General features: G+C 66.3%; 17 protein-coding genes and 1 pseudogene. 13 read left to right on the top strand and 5 right to left on the bottom strand.

Annotated features, from left to right (window positions below):
- Positions 1-104: 104 nt before the first annotated feature.
- Positions 105-1,730, top strand: coding sequence for an amino acid permease (locus EL340_RS08645; RefSeq protein WP_126414261.1), 1,626 nt, complete (start codon positions 105-107; stop codon positions 1,728-1,730).
- Positions 1,731-1,765: 35 nt separating this feature from the next.
- On the opposite strand, the gene EL340_RS08640 is transcribed toward EL340_RS08645, so the two are convergent.
- Complete coding sequence (locus tag EL340_RS08640) at positions 1,766-2,023, bottom strand: GlsB/YeaQ/YmgE family stress response membrane protein (RefSeq protein ID WP_126414260.1); 258 nt, start codon at positions 2,021-2,023, stop codon at positions 1,766-1,768.
- 327 nt (positions 2,024-2,350) lie between these two features.
- Between EL340_RS08640 and EL340_RS08635 the strand changes: the two genes are divergently transcribed.
- Positions 2,351-3,889, top strand: a complete 1,539-nt coding sequence (locus tag EL340_RS08635; RefSeq protein WP_126414259.1) for an IS1634 family transposase — start codon at positions 2,351-2,353, stop codon at positions 3,887-3,889.
- Between the two features lie 130 nt (positions 3,890-4,019).
- Here the strand turns inward: EL340_RS08635 and EL340_RS08630 are convergent, their stop codons facing one another.
- Entirely contained in the window at positions 4,020-5,285 is a 1,266-nt protein-coding gene (locus EL340_RS08630) for a DNA recombination protein RmuC (protein ID WP_126414258.1), read from the bottom strand.
- 315 nt (positions 5,286-5,600) lie between these two features.
- On the opposite strand from EL340_RS08630, the gene EL340_RS08625 reads away from it, so the two are divergent.
- The 7 genes and pseudogenes from EL340_RS08625 to EL340_RS08595 all read left to right on the top strand — a co-directional run bounded on the left by EL340_RS08625 (position 5,601) and on the right by EL340_RS08595 (position 12,852).
- Positions 5,601-7,289 (top strand): alpha/beta hydrolase, encoded by a 1,689-nt coding sequence (locus tag EL340_RS08625; protein WP_232022954.1) that lies wholly within the window; start codon positions 5,601-5,603, stop codon positions 7,287-7,289.
- Positions 7,290-7,397: 108 nt separating this feature from the next.
- On the top strand, positions 7,398-8,483 hold the full coding sequence (gene ychF, locus EL340_RS08620; protein ID WP_126414256.1) for a redox-regulated ATPase YchF: 1,086 nt from the start codon (positions 7,398-7,400) through the stop codon (positions 8,481-8,483).
- Between the two features lie 353 nt (positions 8,484-8,836).
- On the top strand, positions 8,837-9,829 hold the full coding sequence (locus EL340_RS08615) for an ISAs1 family transposase (RefSeq protein ID WP_232022953.1): 993 nt from the start codon (positions 8,837-8,839) through the stop codon (positions 9,827-9,829).
- Positions 9,830-10,187: 358 nt separating this feature from the next.
- The gene (locus tag EL340_RS08610; RefSeq protein ID WP_126414255.1) at positions 10,188-11,072 is read left to right on the top strand and encodes an IS630 family transposase; all 885 of its coding nucleotides are present in this window, start codon (positions 10,188-10,190) and stop codon (positions 11,070-11,072) included.
- Between the two features lie 64 nt (positions 11,073-11,136).
- Positions 11,137-12,201 carry an IS630 family transposase gene (locus tag EL340_RS08605; protein WP_126413152.1) on the top strand — a complete coding sequence of 355 codons (1,065 nt, stop codon included), beginning with the start codon at positions 11,137-11,139 and terminating at the stop codon, positions 12,199-12,201.
- 15 nt (positions 12,202-12,216) lie between these two features.
- Positions 12,217-12,405 (top strand): annotated as a pseudogene (locus tag EL340_RS08600) (hypothetical protein); the annotation flags it as partial.
- 75 nt (positions 12,406-12,480) lie between these two features.
- A complete protein-coding gene (locus tag EL340_RS08595; protein ID WP_126415395.1) occupies positions 12,481-12,852 on the top strand; it encodes a PH domain-containing protein in 372 nt (123 codons plus the stop codon).
- Positions 12,853-13,087: 235 nt separating this feature from the next.
- Here EL340_RS08595 and EL340_RS15435 read toward each other — a convergent pair whose 3' ends face one another.
- A complete protein-coding gene (locus EL340_RS15435; RefSeq protein WP_232022952.1) occupies positions 13,088-13,549 on the bottom strand; it encodes an AIM24 family protein in 462 nt (153 codons plus the stop codon).
- A 25-nt stretch (positions 13,550-13,574) separates the two neighbouring features.
- Between EL340_RS15435 and EL340_RS08580 the strand changes: the two genes are divergently transcribed.
- Together EL340_RS08580 and EL340_RS08575 are read left to right on the top strand one after the other, a co-directional pair.
- Complete coding sequence (locus EL340_RS08580; RefSeq protein WP_126414254.1) at positions 13,575-13,871, top strand: nucleotidyltransferase family protein; 297 nt, start codon at positions 13,575-13,577, stop codon at positions 13,869-13,871.
- Entirely contained in the window at positions 13,858-14,205 is a 348-nt protein-coding gene (locus EL340_RS08575) for a HepT-like ribonuclease domain-containing protein (protein ID WP_197722288.1), read from the top strand. The genes EL340_RS08580 and EL340_RS08575 overlap by 14 nt, the downstream gene beginning before the upstream one ends.
- 24 nt (positions 14,206-14,229) lie before the next feature.
- Here the strand turns inward: EL340_RS08575 and EL340_RS08570 are convergent, their stop codons facing one another.
- A complete protein-coding gene (locus EL340_RS08570) occupies positions 14,230-14,898 on the bottom strand; it encodes an AIM24 family protein (RefSeq protein ID WP_126414253.1) in 669 nt (222 codons plus the stop codon).
- A gap of 271 nt (positions 14,899-15,169) precedes the next feature.
- On the opposite strand from EL340_RS08570, the gene EL340_RS08565 reads away from it, so the two are divergent.
- Positions 15,170-15,409 (top strand): helix-turn-helix domain-containing protein, encoded by a 240-nt coding sequence (locus tag EL340_RS08565; RefSeq protein ID WP_126414252.1) that lies wholly within the window; start codon positions 15,170-15,172, stop codon positions 15,407-15,409.
- Complete coding sequence (locus tag EL340_RS08560) at positions 15,406-15,663, top strand: hypothetical protein (RefSeq protein ID WP_232022951.1); 258 nt, start codon at positions 15,406-15,408, stop codon at positions 15,661-15,663. The genes EL340_RS08565 and EL340_RS08560 overlap by 4 nt, the downstream gene beginning before the upstream one ends.
- Positions 15,664-15,832: 169 nt before the next feature.
- Here EL340_RS08560 and EL340_RS08555 read toward each other — a convergent pair whose 3' ends face one another.
- Complete coding sequence (locus EL340_RS08555) at positions 15,833-19,687, bottom strand: DUF5979 domain-containing protein (RefSeq protein ID WP_164719363.1); 3,855 nt, start codon at positions 19,685-19,687, stop codon at positions 15,833-15,835.
- Positions 19,688-19,815: the final 128 nt, after the last annotated feature.

The following is a 19,815-nucleotide window of genomic DNA, read 5'->3' as shown; positions in this document are numbered from 1 at the left end:
GGCGGTCGGTCCCGTCGTGGCTGAGACCGTCAGCACATCTCGGAACGCGTGAGACGGGACAAGGTGAACACCGGGTTGCGCGCCCAGCCATTACCCTCGGTTGGGTGACACACTCCCATGACGATCATGACGGGGCGGCCGCCGGCGGCCGCGCACCCGCCGAGCCGGGGCGCCGGTCCGACGCCACGGACGGTACTGCCGGCGCCGCCGATCCCGCTCCCAGCGCCGCCGCCGACTCGCTGGTCCCCGATGCCTCCGGGCAGGTCTCCAACGAGGCTCTGGAGGAGAGCAGCGGGCTGCAGCGCAGCCTGACCAACCGGCACATGCAGATGATCGCCATCGGAGGTGCCATCGGCACGGGGCTGTTCGTGGCCTCGGGGGCCACGGTCTCCACGGCCGGGCCGGGTGGCGCCCTGGTGGCCTACGCGGCGATCGGCCTCATGGTGCTCCTCCTCATGCAGTCCCTGGGGGAGATGACCGCGCACATGCCGGTGGCCGGCTCCTTCCAGACCTACGCCACCCGGTTCGTCAGCCCCTCCTTCGGCTTCGCCATGGGCTGGAACTACTGGTTCAACTGGGCGATCACGGTGGCGGCCGAACTGGTGGCCGCCGGGATCGTCATGGCCTACTGGCTGCCGGGGGTGCCCCCGTGGATCTGGGCGGCGCTGTTCCTGTCGCTGCTGACGACCCTCAACGCCCTGTCGGCCCGCGCCTTCGGGGAGGGGGAGTTCTGGCTGTCGGCCATCAAGGTGGTCACGGTCGTCGTCTTCCTCATCGCGGGCGTGGCGATGATCCTGGGCGTCATCGGCGGCGGGCCCGCCGGCTTCGGCAACTGGACCACCGGGGACGCGCCCTTCCACGGCGGGATGCTGGCGATCGTGTCGGTGTTCATGGTGGCCGGCTTCTCCTTCCAGGGAACCGAGCTGGTGGGCGTGGCGGCCGGCGAGGCCCGCGACCCGCGCCGTGACGTGCCCAAGGCGATCCACACGGTGTTCTGGCGGATCATGATCTTCTACATCGGCGCGATCTCGGTCATCGGCTTCCTGGTGCCCTACACCGACCCGAACCTGCTGCGCTCGGACACCTCCGACATCTCCTACTCACCCTTCACCCTGGTCTTCGAGCGGGCGGGCATCGGGATCGCGGCGGCTCTCATGAACGCCGTCATCCTCACCGCGGTGCTCAGTGCCGGCAACTCCGGCCTGTACGCCTCGACCCGCATGCTGCACTCGATGGCCCTCCAGGGCCAGGCACCGGCCTGGTTCTCCTACGTCAACCGCCACGGGGTCCCGGTGCGGGCCCTGGGGGCGACGGCGCTGGTGGGGGCGGCCGGCTTCCTCACCGCCGTGGTGGGGCAGGACACCGCCTACACGTGGCTGCTCAACGTCTCGGCCCTGTGCGGCTTCATCGTGTGGCTGGGGATCGCCGTGTGCCACTTCCGCTTCCGGCGCGCCTACGTGCTCCAGGGCAACGACCCGGCCGACCTGCCCTACCGGGCGCCCTGGTTCCCGCTGGGGCCGATCCTCGCCTTCATCCTGTGCGCCCTGGTGATCCTGGGGCAGAACTATGAGGCCGTCTTCAAGGGGCAGCTGCTGGAGGTGCTCTCCTCCTACATCGGCCTGCCGGTCTTCGGGGCGATCTGGCTGGGTCACCGGCTGGTGTCCGGTTCGCGCGCGGTACGCCTGGAGGACGCCGACGTCTCCGGTGTCGTCGTCCACGAGCGCCGCTGACCGGCCACCGGCCGGCGAGTGCCGGGCTATGGAGCCTACTTCCGGCCGGTGACGCTCAGGTAGATGGAGATCGCGATGATGGCGGCGACCACGGATGTGGCCCACTTGATCCAGTCGACCCCAGGAGTGTGGGCGACGCCGAAGAAGCCGGCGACTGCGCTTCCGATGAGCGCGCCGACGGCGCCCAGCGCGATGGTCCACAGCACCGAGATGTTCTGCTCTCCCCGCATGATGAGCCGGGCGAGGGCGCCGATGACGGCACCGGCGATGATCATTCCGATGATTGACAGCATGGTGTCTTCCTTCGAGAGGGTCCGATGAGACGGAGGCGGGAGTATGTCTCATGTGGACGTTGATACGTTCTGGCAGCGTGGCAACTCGTCATGAGACCGGAGACAACGCTCCCTGATAGACGCCATGGAAGCGTCGATCGTCACGGAATTGGAATATGGCGTGCGTTACGGATTCGTGAGGTGGTCCTGCCCTTCGGAGACGGGGGCGGTGAACTCGGGTGCGGTGACCTGACTTGGCTCATTGCGGGGTGGTTGGGTCGCTGGGGGTGTGGTTGTGGTTGGGATTGTGCGGGTTGCGTGGGTGGGGGTGCGCACTAACGTGGGGGTATGAGTCCGTACGTTCGCGCGGTCAGGACGGCGTCGGGGGCCCGTGCGGTGCAGATCGTGTACTCCTCCCGCAAAGGAGCCCGCAGCATCGAGCACATCGGCTCAGCCCATGACGATGCTGAGCTGGCGGCGCTTAAGGAGGTCGCCAGGCAGCGTCTCAACGCTGGCCAGCTCGGCCTTGACCTGCCGGGCCTGAACGGTGCGGACGTCGGGGGAAAGGGACCGCAGGCGCTGGCTGGGGCCGGGCGCGTAGCGCCGATCACCTCCAACCGGATGGGAGTGCTCCTGGAGACGCTGGAAGCGGCTTGGAAGGCAGTGGGCCTGGACGGGCTCGGTGGTGCTGACGAGGTCTTCCGCCAGCTCGTTACCGCCAGGCTGATCGAGCCGACCAGCAAGCAGGGCTCCCTGCGGGTCCTGGCCGAGGCAGGTCTGACGCCGGTGTCCTACGCCACGGTCAAGCGTCATCTGCCCCGCTACGCCGCTGAGGAGTTCACCCGGGGCCTGTCGCGCCTGCTGGCCGGACGCGCCCGCATCGACCGGGCCTCGCTGGTCCTGTTCGACGTGACGACCCTGTACTTCGAGACCGACAAGGCCGACGGTTTCCGCGAGCCGGGCTTCTCGAAGGAAAGACGCCTGGAGCCGCAGATCACGGTAGGGCTGCTCACCGACGAGACCGGGTTCCCTCTACGGGCCGAGGCCTTTGAGGGCAACAAGGCCGAGACCGCCACCATGATCCCGACGATCAACGACTTCATGAACGCCTACAACCTCGACGACGTGGTGGTCGTCGCCGACGCCGGGATGATCAGCGCCGCCAACAAGCAGGCCCTGGAGGCAGCCGGCCTGTCTTACGTGCTGGGCTCACGCACCTCACGCGTCCCCCACGTGATCAGCTCCTGGCACGACAACCACCCCGACCAGGACGTCCCCGACGGGCTGACCCTGACCCAGCCCTGGCCCGCCGGAGCCAGCGACCAGCGCCGTGACGAGACCATCTACTACCGCTACAGCGCCGACAGGGCCCGACGCACGCTACACGGGATCGACACCCAGGTCGCCAAGGCCGAGAAAGCCGTCGCAGGAAAGATCCCCGTCAAACGCAACCGCTTCGTGCACCTGTCCGGCGCCACCAGGAGCATCAACCGCGACCTGGAGACACGGGCCCGGACCCTGGCCGGGTGGAAGGGATACGTCACCAACCTGCCCAACCCCGACCCCGAGACGGTCATCGGTGCCTACCACCGCCTGTACAACATCGAGAAGTCCTTCCGCATGTCCAAGTCCGACCTGAGAGCACGCCCCATCTACCACCACCTGCGCCAGTCCATCGAGGCCCACCTGACCATCGTCACCGCCGCCCTGGCCATGGCCCGATGGCTGGAGAACACCACCGGCTGGTCCATCAGACGCCTGATCACCACCGCCCGCCGCTACCGCACCATCACCATCAACATCACCGGACACACCCTCACAGCCGCCGACCCACTCCCACCCGACCTCATCCAAGCCCTCAACAACATCCACCACGACACTAAATGAGCCAACTCAGGTCTCATGTGGACGTTGATACGTTCTGGCAGCGTGGCAACTCGTCATGAGACCGGAGACAACGCTCCCTGATAGACGCCATGGAAGCGTCGATCGTCACGGAATTGGAATATGGCGTGCGTTACGGATTCGTGAGGTGGTCCTGCCCTTCGGAGACGGGGGCGGTGAACTCGGGTGCGGTGAAGGTGCGCACCTGGGCGGCGTCGGCGCCGATGAGCGCGGGGGAGTCGACCTGCTCGCCGAGGGTCTCCAGGGACCGGGCGGTCACCAGCAGCCGGTTCTCCATGGAGCCGACCGCCTTGTTGTAGGCGGTCACGCCCCGCCGCAGCGCCCCGCCCAGGGCATCGAGGTGGCCGGCCACGGTCCCCAGCCGCTCGTAGAGGGTGCGCCCGAGCGCGAGCAGCTCGCGAGCGTCGTCGTTGATGGCGGTGCGCGCCCAGGCCGTGGCGCACGTGCGCAGCAGGGTCAGCAGCGATACCGGTGAGGCCAGGGCGACGCCGTGCCCCAGCGCGTGCTCCAGGAGCGCGGGGTCGGTCTCCAGGGCGGCCGAGAGCACGGCCTCGGCCGGCACGAAGAGCACCACGAGCTCGGGGGAGTCCCCCAGCGCCCGGTCGTAGCGGCGCGCGGCGAGCTGGTCGACGTGCCCGCGCAGTGCCTTAGCGTGCGCGTCCAGGAGCTCGCGGCGTCGGTCCTCGGCCTCGGGGGAGGCGCCCTGGACCGCCGTGGCCGCCAGGTAGGAGTTCATGGGGGCCTTGGCGTCCACGGCCAGGTACCCGTCCCCCGGCAGATGGACGACGACGTCGGGTCGGGACCGACCAGCAGCACCGTCAGCGGAGTCAGTCGCGGCTCCCAGCCCACCGCGCCGCTGGACCAGGGCGCCGATGGTGCGCTGCTCGGAGAAGTCCACGTGCCGCATCATCCCGGAGGCCTCCAGGACGCGGGCCAGCTCGACCTCTCCCCACATGCCGCGGGCCGAGCGCGAGCGCAGCGCCCCCTCCAGGGAGGCGGCGGAACGCGCCAGGTCCTGCTCGCGCAGGGCGGTGGCCCGCAGCTGCTCGGCCAGGGCCGCGTGCTGCTCGGCGCGCTGCTTCTCCAGGGACTCCACCCGGGACCCCACCTGCTCGAGCTGGCTGCGTACCGGTGCCAGGGCCCGCAGCACTGAGCCGTCCCGCTCGGCGCGCTCCTCGGCCACCTGGGTACGTGTGGACAGCTCCTCGGCCCGGGCCTGCCACTGGGCGGCCTGCGCCCGCAGCTCCGCCAGCTGCTCGCCGTCCGACCGGTGCGCGGTGGTACGCCGGGCGATCGCACCGATATAGCCGATCGCCACCCCGATCACCAGGCCAATGAGGAGCAGCAGGACGGGAAGAAGGACGGGTGAGGAACTCATGAACCGATGGTGCCCCAGGGGTGTGACATCTATTCGGGACTCTTAAACCGGCTTGCGGAGGTCTGCCGGGCATCGCGGACACACCGTGGGTCATCAGGATGGGGCCGGCAGGAACCCGCGCGGCTCGTGTCGACTATCGACGCCGTCGGCCGGCCGTCCCGCAGCCACCGGCCAACCGACCGTTCGGACCTGGGTCAAGGGTCCCTCTTCATGGCTTTCTCCTCCCTGCGCAGGAGCCGAGGAGACCAACGGCACGGCTCCTCTGCTACCTCGGGAGGATGGGCATTCGCGCAGGTAGTGCCATGCTTTGGAGACGTGAGCCTCCTGCGTGGAATCGAGTTGACCAGCGCCAGCACGATCTGGACCGTCGCGGTCCTGGCGGTCCTGAGCGCCGTCGTCGCCGCGGTCCTGCTGCCGTGGACCCTGCCGGCCCGTGCGCGGACCCGGCCGGCTGAGCCGGCCGACGTCCCGGGTCCGACCGATGCCGCGGATACCGCGGACGGCCCGGGCACTGCCGAGATCCCCACCAAGCCCACCACCGAGCCCGCGAGCCCCACCCCCGGCCGCGCCTCGGCCCGCGCGGTGCTGCGCGCCGTCGGCCGCTATACCGCGCGTGCCGTCATGGTTGGTGTGCCGGTGCTGCTCGTCGTCGTGCTCGGAGGCCTGCTCATCAATCGACCCATGCACTACGTGCGCACGCTCGGCGACGTCATCGAGGCCGCAGCCCCTCGCACCCAGGGGGCCTCGCGCGTGACGCCCCTGCCGGACCCCTCCGTCTACGACGCCGTCCCGGCCTCCGCCTGGAAGGCAACCTTCCAGGACGCCGGCGACGGCTCTCAGGAGGCCACCTGGACCGGCCCGGTCAGCGGTATCAGGCTGCCGGTGCGCGTCATCGTGCCGTCGGGCTACCGGCCCGACGACGGCCGCACCTACAACGTCATCGAGGGCATCCACGGCTGGGTCGGAGACCCGCAGTCCCTGGTGACGGGCATGACCTCGCCCAAGCAGCTCCAGGAGGCGATCGACGCCGGGCGCATCCCGCCGTCGATCATGGTGCTTCCCTCGGTCAACGTGGACGGCGGCCAGCACGACTGCGTCAACATCGCCGGCCGCCCGGCTGTGGAGACCTGGACCGCCGAGGAGATCCCCCGCATGATCCGGGCCACCTTCCCCAACGTCTCCACGCAGCGGGCCGGCTGGATGCTCATGGGGATCTCGGCGGGCGCCTACTGCGCGGCCCGGACCGCCTACGACGTTCCGCAGCGCTTCGGGGCGGTCGGGGTCATGTCCTCCTCCGACAGCCCGGGCGAGGGGGCTCTGGCCCACAGCGGCAAGCAGCTCCGGGCCGAGAACACGCTGTCCACCATGCTGGGGAAGCGCACCCCTGACGGCCTGCGCTTCTACGTCATGGGGGCCCAGGACGACTCCTCCGGCGAGGCCCGCGCCGCCTGGTTCATGGAGGACTCGGTGCAGGCGCCCGACTCGGTGACGATTGATACCCCGGTGCAGGGCGGGCACTCCTGGGTCCTGTGGAATGACCGCTTCCCCTCGCTGTTGACGTGGTGGGGATCCGATCCGGAGGTCTTCGCCGCGGCCGGTCTGCCGGCACCCGGGGGCGATCCGTGGGCCAAGGCGAGAGCCGACGGCGTCAAGCCGCTGACGGAGACGCCCAGGGACCAGCGCACGGCTGGATCCATCTCGCCGATGCGCGCCGCGCCCTTCGAGATCAACGGCCTGGGCACCATCATCGTGGCCGTGGTGGCCTCGCTGGCGACGGTCGGGATCGCGCTGGCCTGGGCTCCTCGCTGGGGCCGACGGCGCGAGGGAGACAGTCCCTCAGGGCTGCGGTTGGTTGGTGCGATCGTGGGACGTTTCGCGGTGGTGATGGTGGCGGCCTCCCTCATCGCGACGACGGTGGGCATCGGGGTCAACGCCGGCGGGGGCTTCTACACCTCGTGGCGTGATCTGCGCGCCTCGGTGCGGATGAACAACCAGGCCGGTTAGCGGAGGACAGGCCCGGGCCGGCCGGCGCAGCCGGTCGGGGTGGGGGAGCGGCGCCGCTGTGCCCGGTTGGGGCGCACGGTGTCGGAGGGGCCGTCTAAACTCTCCTGCGTGGCACTTACCATCGGAATCGTCGGACTGCCCAACGTCGGCAAGTCCACCCTGTTCAACGCCCTGACCCGTGCGACCGTCCTGGCCGCCAACTACCCGTTCGCGACCATTGAGCCGAACGTGGGGGTTGTGCCGCTGCCGGATGCGCGCCTGGACAAGCTGGCCGAGCTGTTCCACTCCGCGAGGGTGGTCCCGGCGACGGTCTCCTTCGTGGACATCGCCGGGATCGTGCGCGGTGCCAGCGAGGGCGAGGGGCTGGGTAACCAGTTCCTGGCCAATATTCGCGAGGCGGACGCGATCTGCATGGTGACGCGCGCCTTCGAGGACCCGGACGTGGTGCACGTGGACGGCAAGGTGGAGCCGGCCGGGGACATCGAGACGATCAGCACCGAGCTGGTGCTGGCGGACATGCAGACCCTGGAGAAGGCGATCTCGCGCCTGGAGAAGGAGGTGCGGGGCAGGAAGACGGAGCCCGTGGTGCTGGAGACGGCACAGGCGGCCCTCAGGGTCCTGGAGGAGGGGACGCTGCTGTCCGCCGGGGCGGAGGCCGCCGGGATCGACGTGGAGGTGCTCAAGACCTTCCAGCTGATGACGACCAAGCCGTTCATCTACGTGTTCAACTTGGACGACGCCGGGATGAGCGACGAGGCCCGTCAGGCCGAGCTGCGTGAGCTGGTGGCGCCGGCGGAGGCGATCTTCCTGGATGCCCAGTTCGAGGCCGAGCTCGTGGAGCTGGAGCCCGAGGAGGCGGCGGAGATGCTGCACGAGAACGGTCAGGAGGAGTCCGGCCTGGATAAGCTGGCGAGGGTCGGGTTCGACACCCTGGGGCTGCAGACGTACCTGACGGCGGGGGAGAAGGAGTCCCGGGCCTGGACGATCCGCAAGGGCGCGACGGCGCCTCAGGCGGCCGGGGTGATCCACACTGACTTTGAGCGGGGTTTCATCAAGGCGGAAATCGTGAGTTACGATGACCTGATCCAGTGCGGCAGCGTCGCCGAGGCCCGCGCGCGCGGTCGAGTGCGCATGGAGGGGAAGGACTACGTGATGAGCGACGGAGACGTCGTGGAGTTTAGGTTTAATGTGTAAGACCAAATTTCTAGACAGAACTATTACGATTTTGTTACGTAAAACAAGAGCACCAACCTGGGGTTCAATCAGGGGGTCGGCAAAGTCGGTGGGTGATGAGGGATGAGCCGGTCTGACGGGGGCTTTGACGGGGTTTGGTGTGTCGTTGAGACGGGGGCGCGGGCCCCGTGGGGACGATGAGTGGTGTCTAGTCATCCCCTCGTCCTGGGAGCCCGCGCTGATGCCATCCTCCACCACGACCGCCTTGTCGCGCCAGCCCCTGGTCCAGGTTCTCAGGAACGTGACCGACCCCCGCGATCGGCGGGGTGTGCGCTTGAGGCCTGCCCACGGTCCTGTCCCTGGCCGTCACCGGGGTGCTGGCCGGCTGCCGGAGCCTGACGGCGATATGGGAGCACACCACCGACCTGACCGGCGCCGACCTGCGCTCTCTGGGGCTGGAGGAGGGGCAGGCCCTTCCATCGGAGTCCACCATCCGACGGGTGCTCCAGGACCTGGACCCCGCAGACCTCGACGCCCATCTGATGACCTGGTTCTACACGCGTACCGGCACCATCAACGGCCGCACAGTGATCGCCGTGGACGGCAAGACCATGCGTGCAGCGCGCAGGGGCGAGGATCCGGCGCCGCACCTCCTGGCCGCCTTGGACCACGCCACGGGCGCCGTGCTTACCCAGGAGCGGGTGGCCGGCAAGTCCAACGAGATCCCCGCACTCAGGGTTCTGCTTGAGCCCCTCGACCTGGACGGGGTCGTGGTGACCGCTGACGCCATGCACACCCAGGTGGACACCGCCCGGTGGATCACCCGGCGTGGTGGTCACTACGTGTTCACCGTCAAGGGCAATCAGAAGACCCTGCGCAGGACGCTCAAGGCCCTGCCGTGGAAGGACGTCCCGTCCATCTCCTCGGTCGAGCGCTGCCACGGTCGGTGGGTGCGGCGCACCGTCAAGGCCCTCGAGGCCCCTAAGTGGGTGGACTTCCCCGCCGCCGCCCAGGTGATCCAGATCCGACGCACCCGAACCGTCAAAGGCCGCAAGCGTGTCGAGGTGGTCTACCTGATCTGCTCCCTGCCCATGACCGACGCCCAGCCCGAGGCCGTCGCGGCCTGGGTCCGCGGGCACTGGGGGATAGAGAACCGTCTCCACTGGATCCGGGACGTGGTCTTCGACGAGGACCGTCACCAGCTGAGCACCCGCAACGGCCCCGAGATCATGGCCGCCCTAAGGAACCTGGCCATCAGCCTCATCCGCCTCTTCCTCGGGCCCGGCGTCTCCATCGCCTCAACCACCAGATCCCTGTCCAGACGCCCCAAACGAGCCATCAGCCTACAGACCCAACCAACCCCCTAAAACCGACTTTGCCGACCCCCTGGGTCGGACACCCATGCCAGGGTCTCGGCCTGGGTACAGGCGACCTGCATATTGAAGCCGATGATCTTGTACTGGCCTTAAGTAAAGTTTAGGGCGATCGGTTTGGAGTTAGTGCTTTAGTGGGGTATCGATACGTGATCGTCGGGGTGGCGGGCTCCGTATCGGCCTCCGTAGGACTCTACCTAATGGTCGATATGTTGGCCCAACTATCCTGATGGACATTTTCGTAGGTTTGGGTCGCGCTGATTCTCCTGATATTATGGCCGGCATTAAACAAAGTTTCCTTCTGGGGTTGTGTTGTCGGGTGGTTTTGGGGGTATCGATATAGAATGTGTGTGTGGTTGTTGATGTGACTGCGGAGGAGCGGGATGTTCTTCTGGCGTGGAAGAAACGCGGTGACTCGTTCGTCCTGGTGCGTTTAAAGGCTGAGGCCATTTTGTATGCCTCTCGTGGTGTCGGCACGGGTGTTATCGCTGAGATGGTCGGCCGCAGCCGCAGGACGGTGAGCAACTGGCTGCGCCGCTGGCGGTGCTCCAGGTTGCACTCGGTTGTCACTGGGCACGCCGGCAACGAGAACGCCGCCAAGCTCACCCGCGCCCACAAGGAGCAGCTCAAGCGGATCCTGAGTAGGCCACCGGCCCAGAGCGGGATCAGGGCGGACTTCTGGGACGTACCGGCCCTGCGTGACGTGGTGCGGATCAAGTTCGGCGTGGAGTACGCCTCAGACTCCTCCTACCAGCTGCTCCTGCGCTTCGTGGGGATGAGCTTCAAGCTGCCCGACCCCTTCGACAAGCGCCGCGACGAGGCCGCCGTCACCGAGCGAATGGACCAGGTCCGTCAGGAGGTCGCCGACCTGCTGGCCCGGGGCTGGGAGGTCTACACCGTCGACGAGGTGCGCGTCGAGCACGAGGCCGTCACCCGGCGTATGTGGCTGCCCACCGGCCGTCGGACCAAGATCTATGTCGACCGAGAACGCTCGGCCCAGTCTTTCTTCGGCGCCCTGAGCCTGACCAGCAAGCAGGTGCGCGTCTACCCCATCGAGGGCAACCAGAACGCCGAGCAGGTCACCCTGGCCCTGGCCCGTCTGGTACGCGAGACGGCAAACGACAAGATCGCTGTTGTTCTTGACAACGCCGGCTTCCACCACGCCAAGGCGGTCACTGACCTGTATGAGCCCGGCCAGGCCCTGGAGCGCGTCAGGCCGATCTATGGCCGGCATTAAACAAAGTTTCCTTCTGGGGTTGTGTTGTCGGGTGGTTTTGGGGGTATCGATATAGAATGTGTGTGTGGTTGTTGATGTGACTGCGGAGGAGCGGGATGTTCTTCTGGCGTGGAAGAAACGCGGTGACTCGTTCGTCCTGGTGCGTTTAAAGGCTGAGGCCATTTTGTATGCCTCTCGTGGTGTCGGCACGGGTGTTATCGCTGAGATGGTCGGCCGCAGCCGCAGGACGGTGAGCAACTGGCTGCGCCGCTGGCGGTGCTCCAGGTTGCACTCGGTTGTCACTGGGCACGCCGGCAACGAGAACGCCGCCAAGCTCACCCGCGCCCACAAGGAGCAGCTCAAGCGGATCCTGAGTAGGCCACCGGCCCAGAGCGGGATCAGGGCGGACTTCTGGGACGTACCGGCCCTGCGTGACGTGGTGCGGATCAAGTTCGGCGTGGAGTACGCCTCAGACTCCTCCTACCAGCTGCTCCTGCGCTTCGTGGGGATGAGCTTCAAGCTGCCCGACCCCTTCGACAAGCGCCGCGACGAGGCCGCCGTCACCGAGCGAATGGACCAGGTCCGTCAGGAGGTCGCCGACCTGCTGGCCCGGGGCTGGGAGGTCTACACCGTCGACGAGGTGCGCGTCGAGCACGAGGCCGTCACCCGGCGTATGTGGCTGCCCACCGGCCGTCGGACCAAGATCTATGTCGACCGAGAACGCTCGGCCCAGTCTTTCTTCGGCGCCCTGAGCCTGACCAGCAAGCAGGTGCGCGTCTACCCCATCGAGGGCAACCAGAACGCCGAGCAGGTCACCCTGGCCCTGGCCCGTCTGGTACGCGAGACGGCAAACGACAAGATCGCTGTTGTTCTTGACAACGCCGGCTTCCACCACGCCAAGGCGGTCACTGACCTGTATGAGCCCGGCCAGGCCCTGGAGCGCGTCAGGCCGATCTACCTACCTCCTTACGCGCCCGACCACAACCCAATAGAGCACGTCTGGAACACCGCCAAGAAGAACATCTCAAACATACAACGAGACAACCCCGAGGAAACCTACACCGCATTCACCAGCTACATCACCAGCCGCACCTTCGACTACGACTTCGAGCACCTACCCATCACACCAACCCAAGAAAAGCTTGATTAAAGACCGCCATACCTACCTCCTTACGCGCCCGACCACAACCCAATAGAGCACGTCTGGAACACCGCCAAGAAGAACATCTCAAACATACAACGAGACAACCCCGAGGAAACCTACACCGCATTCACCAGCTACATCACCAGCCGCACCTTCGACTACGACTTCGAGCACCTACCCATCACACCAACCCAAGAAAAGCTTGATTAAAGACCGCCATATCCGTGTCCTGCGGGAGGTGAGTTCCCGAAGTTCTTTGTTTTACGATGAGGTGAAAACGTGAGCATGGAGATGGCCTCAGTGGCTACATGGACCTTCCTGGCCGAGGTTCCAATCCCTCAGGATGTTATGGGGGTTCTCGTGCAAGGCGAGCAGCCTTATGCTGCCTTCAAGACGATGCGAGACTCCGCCATATTTACGTCGAAGAGGTTGATCGTCCGTGATGCTCAAGGGCTGACCGGTCGGAAGGTGGAGATCTATTCGCTGCCCTACAGTGCCATCAATATGTGGTCGACCGAGAATGCGGGAACGTTTGACATCAACTCAGAAGTCGAGTTGTGGACGCGGGCTGGTCACATCAAGATCAAGCTCGGGTCTCAGGTCGATGTCCGCAAGATCGATAGGCTCATTTCGTCTTGTGTTTTAATGGCGCACTGACTTTTCGTTAGTGAGTGTTGGGTGGTCGTTGTCGCTGCTGATGGTGACAGAATAGAGCCACATGGTCGATTTTCTTGTACGGTACTGCCGTGGTCGAGCATCTTCTTCATGGGCGTCGCATCAGCGGTAGGCAGATCCGGGCGTGGGCTGACGAAGCAGAGGCTGGCTACGACGTCCGACAACTGCCGCAGCCAGTTTTGGGACCTCCTTCGATCGGCCGAAAGGCTGCCGATCCTCAACTCGTTGCGGCTGAACGAGCAGTGCGCCGTCGAGATGAACAGACTGAGGCTGGAGATCGAGCCCAGTGCTGACTCGGCGGACGCTCTGGGTGCCCTTGACGATCAGCGGGATGAACGGCTGTAAACAGGCTGAACGACTGTGGGTCGGCCTCCACATGCTGGTGCTCGTGTGCTCCGTAGTAGGAGCCCAGTTCAGGAAGACGCCACCGCGGCTGGCCCTCGCTGGGCTGGACCACGACGAAGCCCGGACCGTGGAAGGCCAGCTGGAAGGACTCGCCCGAGCCCCGTCCGATGAGGGAGCCCATCTTGAAGGTGCTCTTGATCTGCGGCTGCAGGTTCGCCGACCAGCAGATCGCCGCCTGCGGGTCGACGAAGGTCGGCAGTTGGGGCAGTTCAGCAGCATTGGAGAGCTGGTGGAGGCGGCGCACCCTACCTCCTGCCTTCGGGCATGTTGTCATGCCTCTCATCGCGTAGACTCCAGACATGGAGACCCTAGACGTCGACCGAGTGAGGCTTGATGCACTGTGTCGTCATTTCGGGATTGCGCGCCTCGATGTCTTCGGATCGGTCGCCCGTGGTGAGGATCGCCCGGGAAGCGACGTCGATCTTCTTTACGAACTTGCTCAGGGGCGGTCGCTCGGCTGGGAGATCGAGGACCTGTCTCAGGACCTAGCCGACCTGTTCGGGCGTCCAGTCGACCTGGTGTCGCGGTCTGCTTTGCACCCGCTGATTCGTGAACAGGTCCTTGCGGACGCGGAGCCATTTTATGACGCGGCCTGAGTATCTGTATCTGCGAGAGATGCGGGATGCGGTCACTCGCATCATCGCTCTCGTTGATGGTGTCTCGGTGGGGACTGATCTCGAGGATGACTGGGTGAAGGCTGATGCTCTGTCCTGGAACTTCACTGTTCTCGGGGAAGCTGCTGCGAAACTACCCGAGAAGTTCCGCTCGGGCCATCCGGAGGTTATCTGGCGTCGCCCCATCGGCTTGCGCAATCGAGTCGTGCACGGTTACTGGTCAATCGATGTCGACATCCTGGTGACGACAGCGCGCAACGACCTTCCTGAACTTGGCCGGCAACTCGATGCCTTGCTGTCCAACATGGAACCTTAAGCAAGCACCCGCGAGGCACCCAGTTCAGGAAGCCGTCACCACCGGCTGGCCCTCGCTGGGCTGGACCACGACGAAGCCCGGGCCGTGGAAGGCCAGCTGGAAGGACTCGCCCGAGCCCCGGCCAATGAGGGACCCTATCTTGAAGGTGCTCTTGATCTGCGGCTGCAGGTTCGCCGACCAGCAGATCGCCGCCTGCGGGTCGACGAAGGTCGGCTGCTGGGAGCAGTCCAGCAGCATCGGCGGCCCGTCAGAGGACACAGCAACCACGCCCTGCCCCTGAACCATGAGGTTGAACAAGCCGCCGGCAAGAATCCCCGCGTTGCCGAGCATCCGGATATCGTAACCCAGGTGTGCATCGAAGGCCAGCAGTGACGGCGTGTTCACCGTGATCGCGTCGCCCTCCAGCTGAAGCAGGAACACGTTGTGCGCACTGCGGGCGAAGAACACCTCGCCCTGCCCGGAGGCGCGCATGAGGTTGCCACCCTCCCCGGTGGCGGCCTTCTTGATCATGCCGCCCAGGCTCCTCGAACCCTGGTAGGAGAAGTCGATATTCCCCTGGTAGGCGACCATCGACCCCTGCGCGGCCAGCACCTCCGGCCCCAGAGCCACGCGCAGCATCTTGTCGGACTGAAGAGTCCAGCGCTGGCCGGTCTCCTGTTCACGGTTGGCCTGGTCGAAAAGGGGACTGCGCACGGAAAGTACCTCTGTTCCAAGGGGTGGGGGCGGGAGAGCAGCAAGTCGCTGTTGGCGGCAGACCACCAAGCGGGCGGTCGACGCATCTGAGAAACCACCCCGATCACCGGACCCGCCGTCGAGCCCCCACCCCGCTTCCTCTCGTTTCTTGTGACGATCGCGCTCGCCATAACTTCCAGTTCGGGCTACGGTGCTAGCCATAGTGAACGGAGGACGAGGACTGTGCCCGGCTACAGGATCAACCGTCAGGTGTAAGGAGCTCGGGGAGCACGTGCGCGGGTGGCGCATGGTGCTCGGCCTGACCGCGCAGCAGGTCTCCGAGCGCGCGGGCATCACCCGCGACACCCTGCGCAAGATCGAGTCGGGCAACCCCAACGTCAGCTTCAACAGCGTCGCCCAGGTGCTGCGCGCCCTGGGCATCCTTGACCAGCTCGTCGACGCCGTCGACCCCCTGTCCAGCGACATCGGTCGCCTCCGCGCCGGCCGCCTCACCAGAAAGCGCGCCCGATGACCGCCGTCGAGATCGTCACCGGCACCAACGGCTCACCCCGCCTGGTCGGCCTGGCGCACTTCGCGGGATCGCGCGGCCAGGTCTCCACCACCTTCCTCTACGACCCCACCTACCTCGCCGACGGCGGAGCGAACATCGACCCGGCCCTGAGCCTGGTCCCCGGAGCTCAGTACCATCCGAGTCTCCCCGGCGTCTTGGGTTCCTCGCCGACCGCAGATTCTGGAGGCTCAGCCCCGTGTTCGACGTCAACCTGAGCCCCGACCTCAGCAGGGCCCGTGCCACCTCGATCATGAGGGCCGACGTGATGTCCGATGAAGCTGACGGGTTCCTGGCGGAAAGCCGTGAGGGTCCTCCACCCGCCCGGGTGGAGGACCCTCACTCATCTGGCTGACGGCCGCGGTTACCGGCTCTCAGCGCGCCGGCTCACGCCCTGCGGCGATACGCCAGGAGCACGCCGCCCGCGATCGCGGCCAGAGCCAGGGCGAGGGGGATCCCCACGAATGCCCCGGTCCGGGCCAGAGACGATCCGGAGTCTTCCTGCGCCGGGTCGCTGGGTGTCGGCTCGCTGGACGCCGACGGCTCAGGGTTTGCTGAGGGCTCGGGGTCGCTGGGTGTCGGCTCGCCGGATGCGGAGGGCTCGGGGCTCGCCGACGGCTCGGGGCTCGCCGACGGCTCCGGGACACTCGGATTCTCGGTGTAGGCGTTGATGAAGGAGGCGTTGACCACCTGGTCCTTCTTCGAGACCGTCACCGTTTGGGCCTCCGGGGCTGCCAGCGTGTAGCCGTCGATCGCGGCCGCCTTGGCGTCCTCGGTCACGGTGCACTGCGTACCGGTGGGCACCTTCGGTCCGGCGACCGCCTCGCCGTCGGCCTTGGCCTTCAGTGTGCCCTTGGTCCCGTCGGTGCAGGTGTAGGCGAAGGAGAACTGCTTGTCGCCGGCCTCCGCGCCCGTCACGGTCTTGGTCACCGAGAACGAGCCGGTCTGACGGCTGTAGGTGTTGACGAAGGAGGCGTTGACCACCTGGTCCTTCTCCGAGACCGTCACCGTCTGGGCCTCCGGGGTCGCCAGCGTGTAGCCGTCGATCGCGGCCGCCTTGGCGTCCTCGGTCACGGTGCACTGCGTACCGGTGGGCACCTTCGGTCCGGCGACCGCCTCGCCGTCGGCCTTGGCCTTCAGCGTGCCCTTGGTCCCGTCGGTGCAGGTGTAGGCGAAGGAGAACTGCTTGTCGCCGGCCTCCGCTCCCGTCACCGTCTTGGTCACCGAGAACGAGCCGGTCTGACGGCTGTAGGCGTTGGTGAAGGACAGCGCGGCGTCCTTCTCCGCGATCGTCACGTTCTGCGCCTCCGGGGTCTTCACGTCATAGCCGTTGACCTGGGCCGACGACGCCTTCTCCGACACCGAGCACGTCGCCCCGACGGGCAGCGCGGGCCCGGAGACGGCAGTGCCGTCACCGCGAGCCGTCAGCTCACCACTGACCTCGCCCTCGACGTCGGAGGTGCAGGTGTACTGGAAGGTGAAGGTGACGTTCTTGTGGGTCTTGGCGCCATCGCCCTCCACCTTCTTCGACACGGTGAAGGTGCCGCGGTCCAGGGTGTAGGTGTTGACGGCCGAGACGCTGACGGCGGCGGCGTCCCCGCCCAGGACATCGAAGGTCGCTTTGTCGCCTTGCACGGGCGTGCCGTTGACGGCCAGGGCCGTTGAGAGGCTCGTTCCCTTGGCGGAGGCGTCCTTCTCCGTGAGCGTGCAGGAACCGGTCGGCACGTCGCCCACGTGTGCGGTCTCGCCGGCCTTGACCACGACCTGCTTGGGGGAGCCGGCCTTGCCGGTGACCTTGTCGGTACAGGTGTACTCGAAGGTGAACTCCGCGGGAGCGGACTGCGCGCCGTCTCCCTGAACCGTCTTGGAGACCGAGAAGCCCCCGGTCTGGCGCGTGTAGGTGTTCGTCACCGAGACGTCCGGAACCTGGTCCTTCACGATCCTCACGGTTGTCGAGGAGTAGGCGGTGGCGACCGCGTAACCCTCACGCTGAGCCGAGGCGTTGTCCTCACTCAGGGTGCACTCCGTCCCCGTGGGGAGGGCCGGCCCGCTGACGGCGGTGCCGTCCATGGGCACATCGAGGCTTCCCTGGGTGCTGTCGGGGTCGTTGCAGGTGTAGCCGACCTTGACGGAGTCGCCCGCCTGCGGGACGTAATCGCCCTTGACGCTCTTGGTGACCGAGAAGGTACCGGTGTCACGGGTGTAGGTGTTGGTGGCGGTGACGGCAACGGTCTGGTCCTTGGCGATGGTCACCGTGTCCTGCGACAGGGTCGAGGTCACCGAGTACCCGTCCTTGGCGGCCGACGCGGCGTCCTCCGCGATCGTGCAGGAGAGTCCGGTCGGGATCTGCGGAGAGGACACGGCCGTCCCGTCACCGGGGACCGTCAGGGTGCCCTTCACGTCACCGTCGCAGGTGTAGGTGAAGGTGTAGGGGCTGTTGGCCGCCCCGTCCGGGCCTCCCTGGACCGACTTGGCGATGGAGAAGGACCCCGTGTCACGGGTGTAGGAGTTCGTGAACGCGGCCGTGGCGACCGGCTCGGCAGGGTCCTTGACGGTGACGGTCTGCTCCTCGGGAGCCGTGAGCGTGTAGCCGTCGAGCTGCGCGGAGTCGGCATCCTCCTTCACCGTGCAGGTGGTGTCCTGCGGGAAGGTCGCGCCGGCCTGGACCGCCGTCCCGTCGCCCTTAGCGCTCACCTGTCCGGACTGGCCGTCGGAGCAGGTGTAGGTGAAGGTGAAGTCCTTGTCACGACCACCCGCGGGGGCGCCGACGACGGTCTTCGTCACCTGGAAGGTTCCGGGCGCCTTGACGAGGTCGGCGGTGTTGTTGAGCGTGACCTTGGTCGATACCCGGTTGCCGATGGTCAGGACATTGGTCTCGGTGTTGCCGACCATGAAGACCGGATCCCCCCAGGTGTACCCGGAAGGGGCGGGGGAGGCCTGGCCGGTGTCCTCCGACAGGGTGACGACGGTACCCTGGGGGAAGGTGCCCTGGAACGTGTTGGTCTTGCCGATACTGACGTTGAGGACGGCGGTACCGCTGAGGCCGTCGTCGTGGAGCGTCCCGGGAGCCTGCCAGCCGACATAGCTGCTGGCGGGCCCGGGCAGGACGTAGTCGACCTTGACCGGCAGGGTCGTGGAGGTGACGTCGACGGCGTCCAGACCGCTACCGTCAAGCATCTTGACGATCTCGAATCCGCCGAATCCTGCGGCCATCTCCACGTTCACCTTGAAGGAGTCGGTGTAGCTGCGGGTGAACTCCCCCTGGGCCCCGGAGTTGTTGAGGGAGGCGGAGTTGTTGTAGCGCACGCCGGCGGTGGCCTTGCCGTTGTGTGAGGTGAAGGTCACGGGGTAGGAGATCTTGTAGTTGGAGCTGGCGGCGAAGGGGCCGGTGACCTTGATGGTGGCGACCTGACCCTGGATGTCCACCGTCATGTCGAAGTCGCCGTACTTCGTACTCAGGTCCTTGCCCGCAGCGTTGGTCAGGGTGACTCCGGACATATCCGGCTCAGCGGCGCTGTTGCGCAGTGAGAGGTTCCACCTGCTCGGATCGGGGTTGAAGGTCATGCCGGGGCCGAGGGTGTCGGTGACGGTGATCGTCTGGCGGGTCTTGCCGTCCACGATGATGGGGCCGGCTCCTCCGGCCAGCTGCTCCTTGATGTAGTCCGAGCCGAAGTTCACCTCCCAGACCATGGAGGAGGATGTCGAGGTGATGACCGAGGAGACCTTCGTGAACTTGAAGGGGGTGTAGACCGCTGGCGGGGGGCCCGCGATGCCCCCGGTTCCCGGCAGGTCGACGCTCACCTTCTGGCTGCCGTTGACAGTCATGTCCACCGTCTCTGCGGTGGTGGTCTGCGTGACGAGGAGCAGCGCCTCACCTGAGCCCCTGAACTCCGTGAACCCTGCCTTCTTGAGGTCTTCGATCTTGTCGTTGAAGGTGCACTCCATGGTTTTTTCTGTCAACGAGCAAGTACCCACTTCTGTGGATGTCCCGTTGTACGGAAGGCTCATAGAGACGGTTTTCGGACTTTCCAGGTTCTTGAAATGGTCGCCCAGATCGATTGAGAATGAGTCTCCCGGATTGATCGTGGTCTTGGTGGCGTCCCACGTGTAGGACAGCTTGGCCACGTCCTGTGTTGTGATGGCCCCCGAGGCGTTGTTGCCGTCCCGGTCGGACTTGGACAGGGTGAGGCTCGACACCTCGATACCGTTATTGACTGCGCCGTAGGCCTGCAAAGGTGGCATCGCGCTGAGAATCAGGGCTAGGAGGGCGAGTGCGATGGTCGCCAGCCGTACCCTGGGTGTGGTGTGCCTGAGATCGGCAGTAACCTGCATTTATGCTTCCTCTTCAGTAGGAACTTGCGGTCCGTTGA

Origin of the sequence: Actinomyces viscosus (assembly GCF_900637975.1) — a bacterium.
GTDB lineage: Bacteria > Actinomycetota > Actinomycetes > Actinomycetales > Actinomycetaceae > Actinomyces > Actinomyces viscosus.
Note: the sequence above shows the minus strand (reverse complement) of the source record. Positions and strands in the feature narration are given on the sequence as shown.